Genomic DNA, 17,486 nt, shown 5'->3' on the forward strand with positions numbered 1-17,486 from the left:
AAATGAAAAATGCATTCCAAATCATTTTAGCGCTTACCATTGTGGGACTCCTTGCCCTGGTGATTGCTGCCTTCTATTTTGGCGCACCACTTTTTGGCTGGGTTATTATGGCTGCCATTTTTGCCGTGTTTATCGGAGAACAACTTGTTGCCCTCAAGACGGTGAAGCAGATTGCCGTTGAAACTGATATCCTGGAAACCTGCGAAAAGCGTGGTGGCTATGTGAGCGGTGACGGTGTGGTTGCAAAGCGTGTCGCTCTTGCCCGTAATCTGCTTGCCAAAAACATTCGCCTCGATTCCTCGATGGCATATGAAGTGCTTTCGAACAGTGTTGAAATTGCGGTCCCGAAGAGCGCCGGCGGTACAGTGATTCTGCTTGGCTTGATGGGTACGTTCTTTGGTCTTATGTATTCAGTGGCAACTGCCGGCGGTGCAATTGACAATTCCACGACGCAGGGCACGCTCGATACCATTCAGCTGTTGTTCCAGAACATGAAAGGCATTTTCGGTACTAGCCTTTGTGGCTTGTTTGCTGCCTTGATTTTGAATGCTAGCCGCAACATGATGGTTTCTGCCCGCGACACGTTTGTCGCGCGCCTCGATGCCCTGACGCTTGACTTGCAGGGTGCTGCCGGCGATGGCAGCGAAGAAGCTCAAGCCCAGACGGAACTCGAACGCCTGTTTGATTCTGTCGAAAAGAATCTCTCTGTTGTCGCGTCTTCTGTCAAGGAAGGACTCTCGGGCGTTGTCTCCATGGTAGGCGATGAACTTTCCGCGATGACTTCGAAGTTGAACGAATCCTTGGCCAATGTCTCTCAGAACATGAACAAGGCTGTCGAAAACCTGGGCCCCTCGGTCAAGGATTCTCTGTCGGGCGCATTCACTCCGATGGAACAGAACATCAAGACACTTTCTGCTTCTGTGGAATCGATACCGGGCAAGCTTGACGAAAAGTTGAACGGTATTTCTACGACGCTCAAGAGTTCTCTCGAAGGCGTATCCGGAAACGTGGAAACGGCTCTTGCCAAGGTCGCTTCCGATGTGAAGGCGGGCCTCGATGGCGTTGCTTCGGCAACGGAATCGGCCATGAACGATTCGACGAAAAATATTGCTGCTGCCGTGGCTGATCAGGTCAAGCAGTCCGACGAACAGTGGAAATCCTTCATGGAACGCCTTTCTGCCGAAACGCTCAAAAACGTGGACAGCCAGAAAGAAGGCCTCGAAACCCTCAAGAATGTGGCTTTGCAGGTGGCCGAAAAGGCTCAGGCCGGTTCTGCCGAACTCAGCAATTCTGTTGCCGAAAAACTTTCTGCTCTTTCTTCGGATATTCTCGGCGCATTCCAGAAACTTTCCGAAACTTCTGCCGTGCTGCTTGAAGCTCAGAAGGCTCTCACCGAAAGCATTGACAACCGCGTGGTCAAGGAAAAGGAAGCAACCGACGCCCTGGGCGGCAACATCGTGGAAACCGCGGAACTCATGCGCGTGAACCAGTCCGAACTCAGCGCGAACCTCGAAATGCTGCGTGCTGGCCTCGAAACGATTCTCGAAAAGCTCTCTGGCGATACCGCCGAACGCGACGAAGAAGAAAGCTTTGTGGAACACCTCAACCAGTCTCTGGAGGCCTTCCACGAACGCGCCAGCGAAGTGCTTATGGAAAACGCCGTCAAGACGCAGGAAATCTTGCTCGAAGTTTTGGAACAGACTCAACGTTCTGCCGTTCAGCAGCCTAAGGTCGAGGGCTAAGCATGCGCTTCAAGAAAGACGAAAACAGCAATCCTTGGATGGCGTACACGGACTTGGGTGTTGCCCTGGTTTCGTTGTTCATCCTTGCGTTTGTGGCCATGGCAACCCTTAAGGAACAGAAGGCTGAAGACCTGACGCGTACCGAAGAAGAAGTGCTCAGCTGCCAGGAACAGATGCGAAAAATTGCGGCTGAACGCAACGCGCTTTTGTCCAAGAGCCTGCAGACTTCTATCGAGGCGGGGCTCATTGCTCTCGAAGACGGCAAGATTCAGATTCAGGCTTCGTTCTTATTTCCGATTAACGGTGCAGACCTTACCAAAGAGGGCGAGGGCGTGATTCGCGGCATTAGCAAGGGCCTTCTGGAAGCTCTTGATTCTACGGATGTGATTATGGTGAGTGGCTTTACTGACGATACTCCGGTGAAGTCCAAGACTTATACCAACTGGAACCTTTCTACCGAACGCGCCGTGAACGTGGTCAAGACTTTGATTGCGCAGGGGTTTCCGCCCGACAGGCTCTTTGCCGCGGGCTTTGGCGAACACATGCCCAAGTACCCCAACGACAGCGAAGAACACCGCCGCCTGAACCGCCGCGTAGAAATCGGTGTGACCCCGCTCCAGAAAATGTCGAAGGAGTAATAAGGCCTTTATGCAGGAACGCTTGGAAACATTGCGTACGGGAATCGATGCTATCCGCAAGAGTGGGAAGCTGCCCCATTGGCGTATGGTCTATGCCGAAAACCTGCTGAACCGTGCCGGAGAATACCTGGCGGTCGATAGGCTCCCTGAAGCGAACATGGTGGCCGATAAATTGGATCGTTGGATCAAAACGCATACGCCGCGTGTCGATTCGTCTGAACGATTCTCCGAAAACCCCATGGTTTTCTGGAATGCTGAAATGCTTTTGGGCATGTCTGCCAAATTGAAGCAGACCCTGCTTGAAAAACGCCAGCTTGTACCTTCTACGGAACGTGAATCGACGATTCGCCGCTTGACTCTGGTTGAAGGCTGGATTCGCGAAGGTAAACTTTTACAGGCTCATGAAGAACTCTTGTCGCTTCGTACGGCGCTCATTGCCCGCTTAAGGCGTAGTTTCCGAGCCCGCTTGGTGGCTACCGACTTGTATCACGGCTCGGTGCAGCCAGCCGGAAGCCTGGTTGGACCGTACAATGCCTTGCATACGCTTGAAGAAACCTTCCATGTGGTGGGCGAACGCGACCCGATCTGGATCGAAGACTTCCTCGAAATCTATAACGACTTGTTCCGTATCGTGGAACGTCTCGTCCCCCAAGAAAAAAAATAGAGCTTGCGCTCTATTTTTTTGAATTATGAATTTCAAAATTCATAATTAAGATTTTAAATAATCGCGGCGAAGCCGCCTGAAAGAAATTCTGAACTCCGAATTCTGAACTCCGAATTTATTAAAATCCGATACTCAGCTGGCCCATGTAGATACGTTCTTCGTCCTGGCCGGTGTAATAACCGAGTTCTTCAGCCCAAGTAGCGAATTCGACCGTAATGAATCGGAGCGCTTCTATGGCGAAACCGGCAGAGGGGTAGCCGCCCTTGAAACCACCCGAAAGGCGTAGGGCGAGGGCTCGGATTTCGTTGTTGTAGCCCGGCCATGCAAGCAAGTTCTGCTCGACTTCAAGACCCATGTTCAGGTGTGAGAATACCTTGTAGTTCCTTTCGCTGCTGAATGCGTCGGCATAGTCGCAAGCGATATTGAACTTACGGGCGTAACCGGTGTTCTTGTTGAAGAATCGGGGACTGTAGTTGAAACCTGCGGTAAAGTTCGGCGTGATTTTGTCGCCAGCCAGTTCTTTAAAGTAGACGTCACGAAGAGATGCGCCGACTCTGAATTCACGGGTGAGCTGGTAGAGTACGCCCAAATCGATACCGGCAGAAACGGATTTGAAGTCAAAAATGTTGTCGGTGACATCGTGGTAGCGGTCTTCAAGGGTATCTTGCAGAGCGTCGTAGTTCAGCACGTCTACAGTAATCATTTCGACTTTCTGACGCTTGGCCATCTTGACGCCCAAACCGACAGAGAGGTTGTTTGTGAATCCGTAAGAAACACCCGCCTGGGCCACGCCGTCGACGTAGAAGGTATCGATAGCGAGGAACGGAAGAATAAGGCCTCCGTCCAGGTAAGGCGCGACGTTACCGTCAACCCAGATTGCACCGCCGAATCCGTGGAACGCCATTTCGGCATCCATCTTGATTTTCATGGTCAGGTACTTGTGATCGTAATTGTTCAGCTTGTGGACCAGTTCGGGGTGAGCGGCGAGAGTGTCCAAGAGTACGTTGGACTGGCTCAGACCATTATCGTTGGCGTAGTTTCTTGCGTTCTTGTAAATTTTCTGCAAGTCCTTTGCCACGCTGTAGGTCGAAAAGTAGGTTTCGAACGGACCTGCACCTCCCAAGTTCAAGCGCATGTCGCCCAAAAAGTTGCGGGGGTAGTAACCTTGTTCTGGACGCTTTTCGAAGTTGCCCAAACGGTTAATCTGGCTCAAGCCTGCGTAGTTGAAGTAGATTGCTTCCTTGTCGTCGACGAGGGCTACGTGAGCGTTACCCATGGCTTCGGCACGCAGGGAATGGTGCGTCGGGGCCTTGGCTGCGAAAGAGGCGACTACAAGTGCTAAAATCAAGAAAAACAGAATTTTTTTCATCGCTTAGTTCCTCCCTTCAAACCACTTCATAAAGCGCTGCTCGTTATAGTTTGCCCAGCATCCGCCAATGTACTTCTTTCGGAATTCAAGATTGTAGGAGGGGGGATAATGGGTGTCCTTTGCTACGGCTCTCTTGTATGCAATAAACTCTTCGAAGGGCAGTTTTTGCGGGTTGAAACCTAGGCCGGCTGCAAAAACAAAGCGATGGTCGTCAGAGGCTACGCGATCTTGGTATTTGGGGTGGACAAATTTCCATTCATTTTCGAGCTCACGGTCTTTTTCAGCCTCGTTTTTGCCGTTGGCGATGATTATGCCGTTCATGTCGATATCGACGGTCGTATATTTTTCGTTCGGACCGGCTTTCTTGACAACACGGAGATCTCTGATGGCGGTCTTTCCGGCGGTAACGTTTTTAAGAATTATATCGTTGTCGTATACGATTTCGTTTGTCTTGTCGCTCACGTCTTCGTCAATTTCTCCATCGCCGTCGTTGTCTTCGCCGTCGTAGATTTCTTCATCGACGCAACCGTCTCCATCGTCATCTATAATGTCGCTATAGCCGAACTGGCCGATGATGATGTTCAAAGTCTTGGCTTGCTGGTCCTCGTTATTCTTGGCATCTTCGGTTTCCTTGGCCAAAGCGCCGCACATGCTGCTCACTGCAGTGTGCTGGGCGTCTTCTTTCAAGTTGTCAAAACCTTGCAGGTAGCTGTCGAACATCTTGGTCATGCTTTCGGGACTTTCTTCGCATGTCTTGAAGACTGCGTTGAATGATTCCACGGTTTCGGCCGGGTCGTTCTTAAGATTGTTCAAGACGGAAGCCATGTCGCAGGAATTGTCCTGGTTCTTTTGCAGGGAGCAGCCGTTCATGCCGGCCGTCGTTTTGCGCAGCACGAGCATGGTTTTCATCATCTGGAGAACCATGTAGCCTTCGGAAAAGGACTTATAGGTAACAATGCTGTCGGTTTGTCCGGCCTTGTCGCGCTTGATAAACTGGTCTGCAATGACGTTTACGGAATCAATGGTGGTCTGGAGTTGTGCTGCAGTTTCGTCAGACATTCCCGAGAAAGGAACCTTGGAATCGCGGCTGGCGTTTACGTAGGCAAGAAGCGAAAACACGTTGGTTTCCTGGGTGCCGTTCAACATGCGGTTCAGTGTCGCCTTCATGAGTCCGAACCAGGCCTGGGAATAGTTGGAGTCGGCGGCAATGGCCTTGTTGAAATAATACTCGGCTTCGGAGTATTCGTTGTTGCGGATCTTCTTGTAGCCTTCGTAGGTGAGGGCTTCCGCGTCGTTGTCCTTGATGTTGATGCTTTCAGTCGGGTTAAAGATGTTGCATCCGGCAATCCCCAAAGAAATTATAAATGCCGAAGCCCATAAAAATTTGGATTTACGTACGTTTTTCATTACACTTTTCCCATTTTCCCAAAAGATAACATTATTCTTACAAAAAGACATCTATTATCTGTTTTTTGTGAGGCTTTTTGAAATTCTTTCGATAAACGCGGGTTTTTAGGGCTTGTTTTTCATAATTTGGTAAAATATCTATCTTTGTAGTATGGAATCTTATCGAGAGTATTTTCCGACAAAGGCTTTTCGCTTGGCCGAAATGCGACTTGCAACCCTTTTGAGGGAGGAAAGGGATCGCTTAGATGCCATTGCGGCGTCTATGGGCCGCGAATCTGCGATAGGACCCGATAACTTGCTGCAGGAACTCCCTAAGGTTATGGAGTTCACCCGCGAATATCACCGGCTTTTTTCGGAGTATTTGGATGCGGTTTTGCCGCAGCAGCCGCGCCCGATCCAGTGTAGGCCCGCTTGCGGAAATTGCTGCCATCATTACCCCATGTCGGTAGAACCTTTTGAACTGGTGACATTGTATTGCGACCTCCGGGGGCGGAATGACTTGCTCGATATTATGGAGGCGTGCCAGGTAAGGTCATCGCTGTTCAGCAAATTTTTTGAGACGCGCCGCGCCGAGGGGGCGGTGCCTGCCCAAATGGATTTGGACGATTACGCCGAGGACAAGGCCCTGCACGATTATTTTAGCGCCTGGAATCCGTGCCCGTTTTCGGACAAGAAGGGCGATTGTACGGTGTATCCGTTGCGTCCGGTGTCTTGTCGGATGTATTTTAGCGAAACAGACCCGAAGTTTTGCACTCCGGAGCATTTGCAGACGCCCGAAAACGATAGCTACATTGTTTACTTGCCGGATAGCATCGAAGATGCCGTGTACGGAATCTCGGAACATTATTCGTTGCTGGATTTGCCCGAAAGCTACTTTGGCGGACTCTTGGCTGTGAACCGCTTTGAAGGTCTGATTGGCGAAAAATGAATTTGTTCGGATTGCAACTTGATCTGTTCGGGAACAATACCGATGCTCCCAAGGAACCGGCGAAGCCGAAAGTTCCGGCATCGGTTTCGCAGAACGGATTGGTGCATTTCAAGTACAATACGCAACTCAAGAAGAGCATCCGCTGCAAGGGGGGAGTGCTGTTTGGCCACCCCGAAGTGATTTTGCCCGCCTACATGAAAGACCCTGAGTTTGCGCCAGCGCGAGAATTGGCTGCCGAGTGGGCAGAACACGCTGTAAAACGCAAGACGGCAAAGAACAAGGCGATTATCAAGGACTTGGTGAGCCGTTTTTGGACTCTTGTCGAGCAAATTTTGGCTGACCGCGGCGATGAATCCTTGTCGAGCAAGGGAAGGCTTCCGCCTATAAAGCCGCAGGGCAAGTATCATAACCTGAACGATGTGCTTGCCGCCATCAACAGCACTTATTTTGAAGACAAACTAACTTGCCGTATCACGTGGAGTAATCGCATAGGCGGGCTCAGCTTCCATTCGGTCCGTCAAGATCCTGTGACCGGCGAAGAATTCCACCTGATTAGCATCAGCAAGGGCTACGATGCCGCCAACTGCCCGGAGTATGCCGTGGCCGGTGTGGTGTACCATGAATGCTTGCATATCGCGATTCCTGTTGAAATCAAGAACGGTCGTCGCATTGTTCATGGGCGCAACTTTAGACGTCGCGAACGCCAGTACATCTATTACGACGAATGGATCCACTGGCACAATCATGTGCTTCCGCTGAATATCCGCAAAATGCGCCGTCACGGGGAATTGTAAATTCGGAATTCTGATTTCAGATTTCGGAGTTGATTTAACTCTGAATTCCGAACTCCGAACTCTGAATTTTCTACATTTGTCCTCGTAAAAATTAACAAGGACCAAATTATGGCAATGCAAGACATGAATGACCAGGTGCAGGCTCGCCTCGCGAAGCTTGCGAAGTTCAAGGAAATGGGTGTGGAAGCTTATCCGCACAAGTTCAACCGTACGCATGATTCCAAGGTTTTGAAAGAAAACAAGGCTGCCCTGATGGCGTCTGGTGAAGAAGTTGCTTTTGCTGGCCGAGTGGTTCGCTTCAACCGCAAGGGAAAGATGTGCTTTATGCACCTGAAGGACCGTTATGGCCGCTTGCAGGTGGTGGTGGCCCGCGACGAAGTCGGCGAAGAAAACTACGAAATCGTCAAGATGACCGACCTGGGTGACTTTATCGGCGTAAACGGTTTCATGTTCGAAACGCAGACGGGCGAATACTCCGTGCACGTGAAGAAGGTGACCATGCTCAGTAAGGCTGTGCGCCCGCTTCCGGTCGCTAAGGAAAAGGTGGACGAGAACGGCAACAAGGTCGTATTCAACGAGTTTGCCGACGTGGATACCCGTTACCGTCAGCGTTACATTGACATGGCCTTGAACGACGACGTGAAGGACGTGTTCATCAAGCGTTTCAAGATTCTGCAGGCTATCCGCGAATACCTCATCGAAAAGGGTTTCATCGAAGTCGAAACTCCGACGCTCCAGCCGATTTACGGCGGTGCAAATGCCCGTCCGTTCACCACGCACCACAACGCTTGCGACATGACGCTGTACCTGCGCGTGGCTCCGGAACTTTACCTGAAGCGCTGCATCGTGGGCGGCATGGAAAAGGTTTTCGAATTCTCCAAGAACTTCCGTAACGAAGGCATGGACCGCACCCATAGCCCGGAATTCACCGGTCTCGAATTCTACGAAGCCTACGCCGACTACAACGACATGATGGTGCATTTTGAAAACATCTACGAACGCGCCTGTATTGCCGCTAACGGCACCACGAAGATTGACTACCAGGGGAAGGTTATCGACTTCAAGGCTCCGTGGCCCCGCTACAGCATGATCGAGGCTATCGAAAAGTTCGGCGGCCTTAAGGTCAACGAAATGAGCGACGACGAAATCAAGGCCAAGATGGAAGAGCTGGGCGGCCACCTGGACGGCGAATTCAGTCGCGGCCGCGGTATCCTCGAACTGTTCGAGCTCACCGTGGAAGACAAGCTCATCCAGCCGACCTTCATCAAGGACATGCCGACCGAGAGCACCCCGCTCTGCAAGAAGCACCGCACCATCGAAGGGCTCATCGAACAGTTCGAGCCCTACGCTAACGGATGGGAGCTGGGCAACGCCTATACCGAACTGAACGACCCCATCCGTCAGCGTGAGCTCCTGGAAGACCAGGTGCGCCGCGGCCGCGGTGGCGAAGGCGAAACGCACCCGATGGATGAAAACTTCATGCACGCTATCGAATCTGGCCTGCCTCCTACCGGCGGCGTGGGATTCGGCATCGACCGCATGGTCATGCTGCTTACGAACCAGCAGACCATCCGCGACGTGCAGCTCTTCCCGCTGATGAAACCCGAAGCGTAGCTTCACGGTGTGAGGTAGCTCCACCTGCGGTGTCGCTTTGAGGTATGAGGTCGGGGCTAAAGCCCCTCTGAGGAATCTGATATGAGAGATTTTCGTTCGCTTGAAATCTGGAAACGTGGGCATGCCCTTACGTTAGATATTTATCAGGTATCGGGAAAGTGTTTCCCGAAGGACGAACTCTATGGTTTGACTTCTCAAATAAGAAGAGCTTCTGCTTCTATCCCGACAAATATTGCAGAGGGTTGTGGCCGAAAAACTCAGGCAGAATTTAATCAATTCTTGCAAATTGCTGTGGGTTCGTCCACTGAAGTAGAATATCAGCTTCAATTAGCACATGACTTGAATTATATTGACGAACTCTGTTTTGAAGATTTAAGTTCAAAAGTTGTTGCTACAAGAAAGATGATTCTTACCTTTATTGCTCATACCTCACACCTCAAAGTGCCGAAGGCACGACCTCGAACCTAATCGTCTCTCGTCTAAGAATGAACAAACTCGAACTTCTAATCGCCTGGCGTTACTTAGGGGCTCAACGTAAGAGTCTCTTTGTCTCGCTGATTGGCATTTTCAGTATGTTAGGCGTTTCTATCGGCGTGTTTGCGTTGGTGGTGGCGCTTGCTGCGGTCAACGGCTTCGAAGAAGAAGTCACGGCCCAGATGATCGGTAAAGATGCTCACTTCGAAGTGATGGCTTACAACGGCGATTTCATTGCGCCTTACGATAGCCTTATGAAAGAAGTCCGCGACCGCGATTCCCGCGTGGTGGCGTCGTCTCCGTTCATCATTTACAAGGTGGGCGTGAGCTCCAAGAAGGTAAACGACGGTATCGTCATTTACGGTATCGATGCTGAAACCGCCAAAGGCGTGACCGACATCCATAAGTACATCAAGTGGGGTAATTACTCGGTCGATAGCCTCGAAGACTTGAGCGGAACGCTCCGCCCGGGAATCATTCTCGGTTCAGGGCTTGCCAACAGGCTTCGTGTGGTAGTTGGCGACAAGCTTGTGCTGCAGACCTTCCAGAGTCCTGATGCTATGGTTACAAGTGGTGGCCCGAAAATGATGATGTGCGTGGTGAGCGGAATCTTCGAGACGGGTACTTATGAATACGACGGAAACCTCGCTTACGTGGGCATCCCGGAATTGCAGAAACTGCTTGGCCTGGGTGACGTGGTGACGGGCATTCAGTTCCGCCTGAACAATCATTGGCTTGCCGGCGAGGCGGTGGACAGCCTTGCGTCATGGTTAGGTTATCCGTATTACGCCATGGACTGGAAAACGAAAAACATCACGCTCCTCAAGTGGATGAACTACGAAAAGTTCATTGTGGCGGCGGTGATTTGCCTCATCATCTTGGTGGCCGCATTCAATATCATCAGTAGCCTTATCATGGTCGTCATCGACAAGACCAAGGAAATCGGCATTCTCCGCAGCATGGGCTTTAGCAAGGCGGGAATCATGCGCGTCTTTATGCTCATGGGTAGCTTTATCGGCGTGGGCGGAACGATTGTCGGTGGCACCATCGGTCTTGTGCTTTGCAAGCTGCAAGAGGCTTACCACTTTATCAAGCTCCCCGGCGATGTCTACGTGATTCCGTACTTCCCGATTTCGGTGCACCTGATGGACGTTGTTCTGATTTTTGTCATCGGCATTGCACTGTGTGTGGCTGCGACGTTGCTCCCTGCATGGAAGGCTAGCCGTTTGGATCCGGTAGGAGCTATTAGGCATGAGTAGGGTTGGTATGAAAAAAATCAAGATGTTGCGAGGCTGCGTAGCAACCGCATCAGTCTTTAGTTTTCTTTTTCTTGCCGCATGCGATGGCGACAGCAGTACGTCTTCTGACGACTTTTCGGATTCTTCCTCCAGCGTCATTCCAGGCATCGACCCGGAATCTAGCAGCGGTTCTGCACAATCCAGTAGCAGTAAAGACGAGTTGAAATCTTCTTCAAGTGGCAAGGATGAGTCTTCTTCCTCTTCTCGTCATTCCCCGCTTGACGGGGAATCTTCCAGTAGTAGCATTGGAGAGGTTGTCTCTAGCAGTTCATCTGTTGAACAGAACTGCTCAGCATTTTTAGATGGTGAGACTGGCTGGAGTTGGAATGTTCCCAAAGAATGTCGCTTTAATCCTGATATTGACTACGGCACCATGACCGACCCCCGCGACAACAAGGTCTACAAGACCATAAAGATTGGAGACCAGGTTTGGATGGCGGAAAACTTGAACTATTCCGATAGCGTGAAGACTCCGATCCTGTTGAAGCGCTGCTGGTGCTACAATAATAGAACTGAAAACTGTGCCGTGGCCGGTCGCTTTTACACCTGGGCGGCGGCGATTGACTCGGTTGCTTTGTATGACGGTGGCAACGGTGTGGACTGTGGTTACGGCAAGACCTGCACGCTCCCGACAAAGGTGCAGGGCATTTGCCCCGATGGCTGGCATCTGCCGACAGAAACAGAATGGGAATCTTTGTTCAAAGCAGTCGGTGGTTCATCAACCGCGGGCTCAATGCTCAAGTCCACGTCCGGATGGAATGGTGGTAACGGCAAGGATGCTTTCGGGTTCTCGGCGCTCCCTACTGGCTACAGGGGCTACTATGGGGATTACAGCTTCGAGGGCGGCGGCGCGTACTTCTGGAGTTCTACTGAGATCGAGAGCGGCAACGCGAACGGCATATCCTTGCGCTACGACGAAGGCAGTGCGAGCCTGAGCACCGACAATAAGGACTTCGGGCTTTCAGTTCGTTGTCTCCAGGACTAAAAAAATTAAGTTACCCTAAAAGGTTGAAAACTTGTAATTTTGCTTTTGTAAATGCAAAATATCTAGTTTTTCTGTGTTTATAAGTGCAAAATATTGACTTTTTTGACTAAAATAGGGTATATTTGGGGCATGAACGGCAAAATTTCCAGAATTCTTGCAGACGATATATCGCAGAACTTCTTCAAGGGGAAGGTCATCGTTGTCTATGGTCCGAGGCAAAGCGGCAAGACAACGCTTGCCAGGGAAATCTTTCGGCAAATGTCTGTCGAGCCCGTGCTTTTGAACGGAGACGACGACCTTGATGTCCATTATTTTGATACGGTGACGGCGAACCGCTGGACCCAGTTGATGGGCGCAAGGAAGGTCGTTTTTGTAGACGAAGGACAAAAAATTCAGAATCTTGGACGTGCGGTAAAGCTGCTCGTGGATTCGCGCGACGATGTTCAAGTTGTTGTCACGGGATCCAGTTCGTTCTCATTGGCTAATTCCATAGAGGAGCCTTTGACGGGGCGCAAGTTTGAATACAAATTATTTCCGTTATGTTTTTCAGAACTGGAGAAATATTTCGGATTTTTAGAAGAGTCCAAAAAATTGGAGTTGCGCCTTGTTTTTGGGAGCTATCCTGAAGTTGTCGTGAACGAAGCGGACATGAAGCAGACTCTCAAGTTGCTTGCCGAAAGTTACCTATACCGGGACATTATGCAATACGAAGGTATTCGTAAGCCCGCCGTTCTAGAGAAGCTGTTAAGGGCGCTAGCCTTGCAGGTCGGCAGTGAAGTTTCGTTTAACGAATTGTCGGGGCTTCTTGGAGTGTCGCGAACGCTTGTGGAATCATACCTGAAAATTTTGGAACAAGCTTTTATCGTTTTTCCGTTGTCGTCTTATTCGAGTAATTTGCGAAATGAAATCAAGAAAGGTGTTAAGTTCTATTTCTGGGATAACGGAATTCGTAACGCCGTGCTGAATGACTTTACCCCCATCCCCCAACGGAACGATGTCGGTGCACTTTGGGAAAACTACGTCATTAGCGAACGGATGAAAAAGAACGCCTACAAGCGGGCTGACGGTCTACCGTATTTTTGGCGGACGACCGACCAGATGGAAGTGGACTATCTGGAAGTTCTGGGTTCGAAAATCAAGGCGTTCGAATTCAAATGGAACAGCAGAAAACGAAGCCGCGTGACCAAGGCGTTCACCAACCGCTATCCCGACGCGGAAGTGGAAACGATAACGCCAGAAAATTATGCAGAATGGCTCTCATAATGAAAAAATGTATATTTTCTACGATGATTCAGGAATCCTTTGAATCTTGCGCAACAAAAAAATTGTTCTTTGGAAGAGGCTATGGACTTGTACTATCATAGTGAGCTGGCCGATAAAATCAATCAGGGACAAGAGGGAATCCAGTATTTGGATTACAAAGTCTTGGCTCAGATTCTAATGGAAATGGAGACCCGTAAGGATTAGATATGTCCGATAAGCTTTTGCAAACAATCAACCTTCGTCGCGTTTTCTCCGAGACGGGTGAAAAGCTCGAAATCCTCAAGGGTGTGAATTTTGAGATGGAAGCGGGTGAGCTGGTGGCTCTCACGGGTTCTTCGGGTTCGGGTAAGTCGACTTTTTTGAATTTGGTGGGGATGCTCGATACGCCGACTTCTGGTGAAATCCTCTTTAAGGGGAAGGCGCTTTCCAAGTTCAACGACGCCGAGCGTGACCGCTACCATCGTGTGCAGGTGGGCTTCGTGTTCCAGTTCCATCACTTGTTGAGCGAATTTACGGCGATTGAAAACGTGTGCGTGCCGGGTCGCGTTCTCGGAACTTCTGAAAAGGAATGCAAGGAACGTGCCGCGATGCTTTTGGAAACGGTGGGCCTCAAGGACCGCTTCAAGCATTTGCCGCGTGAACTCAGCGGCGGTGAACGCCAGCGCGTGGCCATTGCCCGTGCACTCATGAACCATCCGGATTTGGTGCTGGCCGATGAACCGAGCGGCAACCTCGATGAGGCGAATTCTGCGATGCTGAACGAATTGATTGGTGAACTCAACGAAAAGTTTAATCAGGCTTTCTTGATTGTGACGCACGACGAAAAATTGGCTAGTTTTGCAAAAAGGCGTGTCGTGATGCACGGCGGCGTCATTCAGTAGCTTAAGGAGAAATATGTCTGATATCAACGGTATTTTTTCAAAGAAAGCAAAGGCTGTTTTGCAGGCTGCCCGCATTGCGGCCCGCAACTTAGGTAGCGACAGCGTTACGACCGAACATTTGCTGCTCGGCCTTGTGCGCGAAGATTCCGGCTTTGCTGCCGAAACCTTGCGCGCCCTCAAAATCAATTTGAATGAACTTGGTGAAAATGTACAGCGCTCGTTGACGACGAACGGTGGCATTATGACTGTGGGCGATGCTCACGGTGCGCTGCTTTCTTTTACCACGCGTTGTAAGGCAGCCCTTTTTAATGCGGCAAAAATTGCCAAAGAAGAAGGGGACCAGTATATTGGCCCGGAACACTTGATGCTTGCGATTTTGCAGCAGGCCGAATCTCCGGCGGCAGGTACGCTTTCGACTTTTGGTGTGACTTACGAAAATTTCGAAAGCACTTTGCAGCAGATCAAGCGTGAGGCCATGAACGGCCAGCCTTCTGGCGAAGAGGGCGAGGGCATGGATGGCGATGACCGCTTTATGGGGCAGGGTCGCGGTGACACGCGCCAGCAGGTGCGTAGCCAGAGCCGTTCCAAGACGCCGATTCTCGATCACTTCGGTCGCGACTTGACGGCGCTTGCCAAGCAGGGCAAGCTCGACCCGATTATCGGGCGTGGTCGCGAAATTGAACGCTTGATCCAGATTCTTTGCCGCCGCAAAAAGAACAATCCGGCGCTTATCGGTGAACCGGGCGTAGGTAAGACGGCGATTATCGAAGGCCTTGCCCAGAAGATTGTTCAGAAGAAGATTCCGGAACTCTTGATGAACAAGCGCGTGGTGACGCTTGATGTGGCTGCCATGGTGGCAGGCACCAAGTACCGCGGCCAGTTCGAAGAACGCGTGAAGGGCCTGATTATGGAACTCCAGCGCGTCGATAATTCGGTGATTCTCTTTATCGATGAACTTCATACGATTGTGGGCGCGGGCGGCTCCGAAGGTAGCCTCGATGCCAGCAACATCTTTAAGCCGGCGCTCGCCCGAGGCGAACTCCAGTGCATTGGTGCAACGACGATCGATGAATACCGCAAGTACATCGAAAAGGATGCCGCTCTTGAACGCCGCTTCCAGACGATTGTCGTGAATCCGCCTAATTCCGAAGATTCTATCCAGATTCTGGAAGGACTTCGTCCGAAGTACGAGCAGCACCACAAGGTACATTATACGCCCGAAGCGATTCGTGCCGCGGTGACGCTCGCCGAACGCTATATCAGCGATCGATTCTTACCGGACAAGGCAATCGACGTACTCGATGAAGCCGGCGCCCGCGTGCGCCTGAATTCGATTCGTACGCCGCAAGACCTCAAGGAAATGGAAGACGAACTTGCCGCGACCATGCAAAAGAAGGAAGAGGCGATTGCCGACCAGCAGTACGAAACGGCTGCAACCCTCCGCGACAAGATTGAAGAATTGACGAACCGCATCGCCGAACGCCGCGAAGCCTTGAATAAGGAAGACTCGGCAGACTTGCCGGTGGTAGACGAAAACGAAATCCGCGACTGCATCAGCAAGATGACGGGCATTCCTATCAGTCGTCTCGCCGGTGAAGAAACTCAGAAACTCCTGAAGCTCGGTGACGAAATCAAGGAACGCGTGATTGGCCAGGACCAGGCTGTAGATGCCGTGGTGAAGGCCATTCGCCGTACCCGTGCAGGTATTCGCAGCGCAAAACGCCCCATGGGTAGTTTCTTGTTCCTTGGCCCTACGGGTGTCGGTAAGACGGAACTGGCGAAGGTCCTAAGCCAATGCTTGTTTGGTAGCGAAGAATCCATGATTCGTATCGACATGAGCGAATACATGGAAAAGCATAGCGTGAGCCGCCTGATTGGTGCGCCTCCGGGATACGTAGGCTTTGAAGATAGCGGTGGACAGCTCAGCGAAAAGGTGCGCAAGCGTCCCTACTGCGTGGTACTCCTCGACGAAATCGAAAAGGCTCACCCGGATATCTACAACTTGCTCCTGCAAATTTTGGATGACGGTATCCTTACGGATAGCTACGGCCGCAAAATCAACTTCAAGAACACCATCATCATCATGACGAGTAATGCGGGCGCTCGCGAAGTGCGCCACAGCAGCGGCATGGGATTCACCAAGATGGGGGAGACCGACGACTACGAACGTATGGAAACGGCCATCCGCGAAGAAGTCAAGCGCGTGTTCTCTCCGGAGTTCTTGAACCGTGTGGATGAGCAGATCGTGTTCCGCCCGTTGACCAAGAAGGACCTGTCTTCTGTCGTAGATATTCAGCTGACCTTCTTGCAGAAGAACTTGTCTGAACGCGGAATACTCTTGGAAGTTTCTGAAGCGGCCAAGGAATTCATCGTGTCCCACAACTACGATTCTGCACTCGGCGCGCGTCCGATTCGCCGCTCCATCCAGAACCTGGTGGAAGACGAAATTGCCGAAGGCTTGCTCCTTGGAATCTACAAGGATTTCTCGACTATCTCCATCGATGTCGAAAACAACAAGCTCAAGTTCACATCCGAGGCGTTACCGAGTTAATAGCAATGTGAAATGTGAAGTGTGAAATGTGTAATGATTAATTTCTCATTCCACATCACACATTACACATTTTTTATATTTACCCGCGAAAAAATTCAACAATCAAACCCAAGAGGTTATACAATGGCTAAAATTCCTGCAGTTCTTATCTTTGGCGCACCGGGTTCCGGCAAGGGTACCGTCGGCGCAAAGCTCGCTGCTACTACGTCTCTCAAGCACATTTCCACGGGCGATATCTTCCGTGGCATTGCTCCTTCCAGCGAATCCGGCAAGCTTCTCGCTTCTTATTCCAGCAAGGGCCTCTTGGTTCCGGACGAAGCCACTGTGGAAATTTTCGGCCGCTTCATCGAAGGCCTCATCAACACCAACAAGGTGAACCCGGATAAGGATACCCTCCTTCTCGACGGTATTCCTCGCACGGTTGCCCAGGTCAAGCTCATTGAATCCGTGGTCGACGTGAAGCACATCTTCGTGCTCGACATCAAGGACGAAAAGACCATCGTGGCCCGCCTCCTCAACCGCGCGAAAATCGAAGGCCGCAAGGACGACGCCGACGAAGCCGTAATCAAGAACCGTCTCAAGGTTTACAAGGAATCTACCGCCAAGGTTCTCGGCAAGTACAGCAAGTCCATCATCAGCCGCATCAACGGCGATAACACTCCGGACGAAGTGTTCTGCGACACCCTCGCTGCCTACGTGAAGTTCTGCAAGGCTTCTGCAAAGAAGGCTCCGGCTAAGAAGACCGCAAAGGCTAAAAAGAAGTAGTAAACTACGCTTGGCCTTTGCTCTCGCCTCGACGACTCATTACGATGAGTCGCCAGCGGCTCACGGAAGAACGCTAAGAAGAAATAAAGCTTTTCTAGCTTATACAAAGAGGT

The 17,486-nt window shown here is 51.0% G+C and carries 16 protein-coding genes; 14 read left to right on the forward strand and 2 right to left on the reverse strand.

Annotated elements, in window-relative coordinates; all coding sequences use genetic code 11:
- Positions 1-2 precede the first annotated feature (2 nt).
- From B7988_RS05800 to B7988_RS05810, 3 genes are read left to right on the forward strand one after another with little or no spacing between them, the layout of a single operon-like run.
- Positions 3-1,742, forward strand: a complete 1,740-nt coding sequence (locus tag B7988_RS05800) for a fimbrial protein (RefSeq protein ID WP_088657181.1) — start codon at positions 3-5, stop codon at positions 1,740-1,742.
- 2 nt (positions 1,743-1,744) lie between these two features.
- On the forward strand, positions 1,745-2,380 hold the full coding sequence (locus B7988_RS05805) for an OmpA family protein (protein WP_073322093.1): 636 nt from the start codon (positions 1,745-1,747) through the stop codon (positions 2,378-2,380).
- 10 nt (positions 2,381-2,390) lie between these two features.
- Positions 2,391-3,044, forward strand: coding sequence for a hypothetical protein (locus B7988_RS05810; protein ID WP_088657182.1), 654 nt, complete (start codon positions 2,391-2,393; stop codon positions 3,042-3,044).
- A gap of 118 nt (positions 3,045-3,162) precedes the next feature.
- Here the strand turns inward: B7988_RS05810 and B7988_RS05815 are convergent, their stop codons facing one another.
- The gene (locus B7988_RS05815) at positions 3,163-4,413 is read right to left on the reverse strand and encodes a hypothetical protein (protein WP_088657183.1); all 1,251 of its coding nucleotides are present in this window, start codon (positions 4,411-4,413) and stop codon (positions 3,163-3,165) included.
- Positions 4,414-4,416: 3 nt separating this feature from the next.
- On the reverse strand, positions 4,417-5,820 hold the full coding sequence (locus B7988_RS05820) for a hypothetical protein (protein ID WP_088657184.1): 1,404 nt from the start codon (positions 5,818-5,820) through the stop codon (positions 4,417-4,419).
- Between the two features lie 262 nt (positions 5,821-6,082).
- Between B7988_RS05820 and B7988_RS05825 the strand changes: the two genes are divergently transcribed.
- From B7988_RS05825 to B7988_RS05870, 11 genes are all read left to right on the forward strand, one after another.
- Positions 6,083-6,748 carry a YkgJ family cysteine cluster protein gene (locus tag B7988_RS05825; protein ID WP_249268872.1) on the forward strand — a complete coding sequence of 222 codons (666 nt, stop codon included), beginning with the start codon at positions 6,083-6,085 and terminating at the stop codon, positions 6,746-6,748.
- Positions 6,745-7,542, forward strand: a complete 798-nt coding sequence (locus B7988_RS05830) for a hypothetical protein (protein WP_249268873.1) — start codon at positions 6,745-6,747, stop codon at positions 7,540-7,542. The genes B7988_RS05825 and B7988_RS05830 overlap by 4 nt, the downstream gene beginning before the upstream one ends.
- A gap of 108 nt (positions 7,543-7,650) precedes the next feature.
- Positions 7,651-9,156, forward strand: a complete 1,506-nt coding sequence (gene lysS, locus B7988_RS05835; protein ID WP_088657185.1) for a lysine--tRNA ligase — start codon at positions 7,651-7,653, stop codon at positions 9,154-9,156.
- Between the two features lie 81 nt (positions 9,157-9,237).
- A complete protein-coding gene (locus tag B7988_RS05840; protein ID WP_088657186.1) occupies positions 9,238-9,624 on the forward strand; it encodes a four helix bundle protein in 387 nt (128 codons plus the stop codon).
- 17 nt (positions 9,625-9,641) lie between these two features.
- Positions 9,642-10,889 carry an ABC transporter permease gene (locus B7988_RS05845; protein ID WP_088657187.1) on the forward strand — a complete coding sequence of 416 codons (1,248 nt, stop codon included), beginning with the start codon at positions 9,642-9,644 and terminating at the stop codon, positions 10,887-10,889.
- A 7-nt stretch (positions 10,890-10,896) separates the two neighbouring features.
- Positions 10,897-11,913, forward strand: a complete 1,017-nt coding sequence (locus tag B7988_RS05850) for a fibrobacter succinogenes major paralogous domain-containing protein (RefSeq protein WP_249268874.1) — start codon at positions 10,897-10,899, stop codon at positions 11,911-11,913.
- A gap of 129 nt (positions 11,914-12,042) precedes the next feature.
- A complete protein-coding gene (locus B7988_RS05855) occupies positions 12,043-13,176 on the forward strand; it encodes an ATP-binding protein (protein ID WP_088657189.1) in 1,134 nt (377 codons plus the stop codon).
- A gap of 81 nt (positions 13,177-13,257) precedes the next feature.
- A complete protein-coding gene (locus B7988_RS15395) occupies positions 13,258-13,380 on the forward strand; it encodes a hypothetical protein (protein ID WP_256375149.1) in 123 nt (40 codons plus the stop codon).
- 2 nt (positions 13,381-13,382) lie between these two features.
- Positions 13,383-14,057, forward strand: coding sequence for an ABC transporter ATP-binding protein (locus tag B7988_RS05860; protein WP_073322063.1), 675 nt, complete (start codon positions 13,383-13,385; stop codon positions 14,055-14,057).
- A gap of 13 nt (positions 14,058-14,070) precedes the next feature.
- Positions 14,071-16,608: an ATP-dependent Clp protease ATP-binding subunit gene (locus tag B7988_RS05865; protein WP_073322060.1), complete on the forward strand. Its 2,538-nt coding sequence runs from the start codon at positions 14,071-14,073 to the stop codon at positions 16,606-16,608.
- A 123-nt stretch (positions 16,609-16,731) separates the two neighbouring features.
- Positions 16,732-17,373, forward strand: a complete 642-nt coding sequence (locus tag B7988_RS05870; RefSeq protein WP_088657190.1) for a nucleoside monophosphate kinase — start codon at positions 16,732-16,734, stop codon at positions 17,371-17,373.
- The last annotated feature ends 113 nt before the right edge of the window (positions 17,374-17,486 follow it).

The organism is Fibrobacter sp. UWB1, from assembly GCF_002210325.1.
Classification (GTDB): domain Bacteria; phylum Fibrobacterota; class Fibrobacteria; order Fibrobacterales; family Fibrobacteraceae; genus Fibrobacter.

Excerpts from the sequence above, each read along its gene's own strand:
- B7988_RS05800 (WP_088657181.1), top strand. The coding sequence starts at position 3 with ATGAAAAATGCATTCCAAATCATTTTAGCGCTTACCATTGTGGGACTC.
- B7988_RS05805 (WP_073322093.1), top strand. The coding sequence starts at position 1,745 with ATGCGCTTCAAGAAAGACGAAAACAGCAATCCTTGGATGGCGTACACG.
- B7988_RS05810 (WP_088657182.1), top strand. The coding sequence starts at position 2,391 with ATGCAGGAACGCTTGGAAACATTGCGTACGGGAATCGATGCTATCCGC.
- B7988_RS05815 (WP_088657183.1), bottom strand. The coding sequence starts at position 4,413 with ATGAAAAAAATTCTGTTTTTCTTGATTTTAGCACTTGTAGTCGCCTCT.
- B7988_RS05820 (WP_088657184.1), bottom strand. The coding sequence starts at position 5,820 with ATGAAAAACGTACGTAAATCCAAATTTTTATGGGCTTCGGCATTTATA.
- B7988_RS05825 (WP_249268872.1), top strand. The coding sequence starts at position 6,083 with ATGGGCCGCGAATCTGCGATAGGACCCGATAACTTGCTGCAGGAACTC.
- B7988_RS05830 (WP_249268873.1), top strand. The coding sequence starts at position 6,745 with ATGAATTTGTTCGGATTGCAACTTGATCTGTTCGGGAACAATACCGAT.
- lysS (WP_088657185.1), top strand. The coding sequence starts at position 7,651 with ATGGCAATGCAAGACATGAATGACCAGGTGCAGGCTCGCCTCGCGAAG.
- B7988_RS05840 (WP_088657186.1), top strand. The coding sequence starts at position 9,238 with ATGAGAGATTTTCGTTCGCTTGAAATCTGGAAACGTGGGCATGCCCTT.
- B7988_RS05845 (WP_088657187.1), top strand. The coding sequence starts at position 9,642 with ATGAACAAACTCGAACTTCTAATCGCCTGGCGTTACTTAGGGGCTCAA.
- B7988_RS05850 (WP_249268874.1), top strand. The coding sequence starts at position 10,897 with ATGAAAAAAATCAAGATGTTGCGAGGCTGCGTAGCAACCGCATCAGTC.
- B7988_RS05855 (WP_088657189.1), top strand. The coding sequence starts at position 12,043 with ATGAACGGCAAAATTTCCAGAATTCTTGCAGACGATATATCGCAGAAC.
- B7988_RS15395 (WP_256375149.1), top strand. The coding sequence starts at position 13,258 with ATGGACTTGTACTATCATAGTGAGCTGGCCGATAAAATCAATCAGGGA.
- B7988_RS05860 (WP_073322063.1), top strand. The coding sequence starts at position 13,383 with ATGTCCGATAAGCTTTTGCAAACAATCAACCTTCGTCGCGTTTTCTCC.
- B7988_RS05865 (WP_073322060.1), top strand. The coding sequence starts at position 14,071 with ATGTCTGATATCAACGGTATTTTTTCAAAGAAAGCAAAGGCTGTTTTG.
- B7988_RS05870 (WP_088657190.1), top strand. The coding sequence starts at position 16,732 with ATGGCTAAAATTCCTGCAGTTCTTATCTTTGGCGCACCGGGTTCCGGC.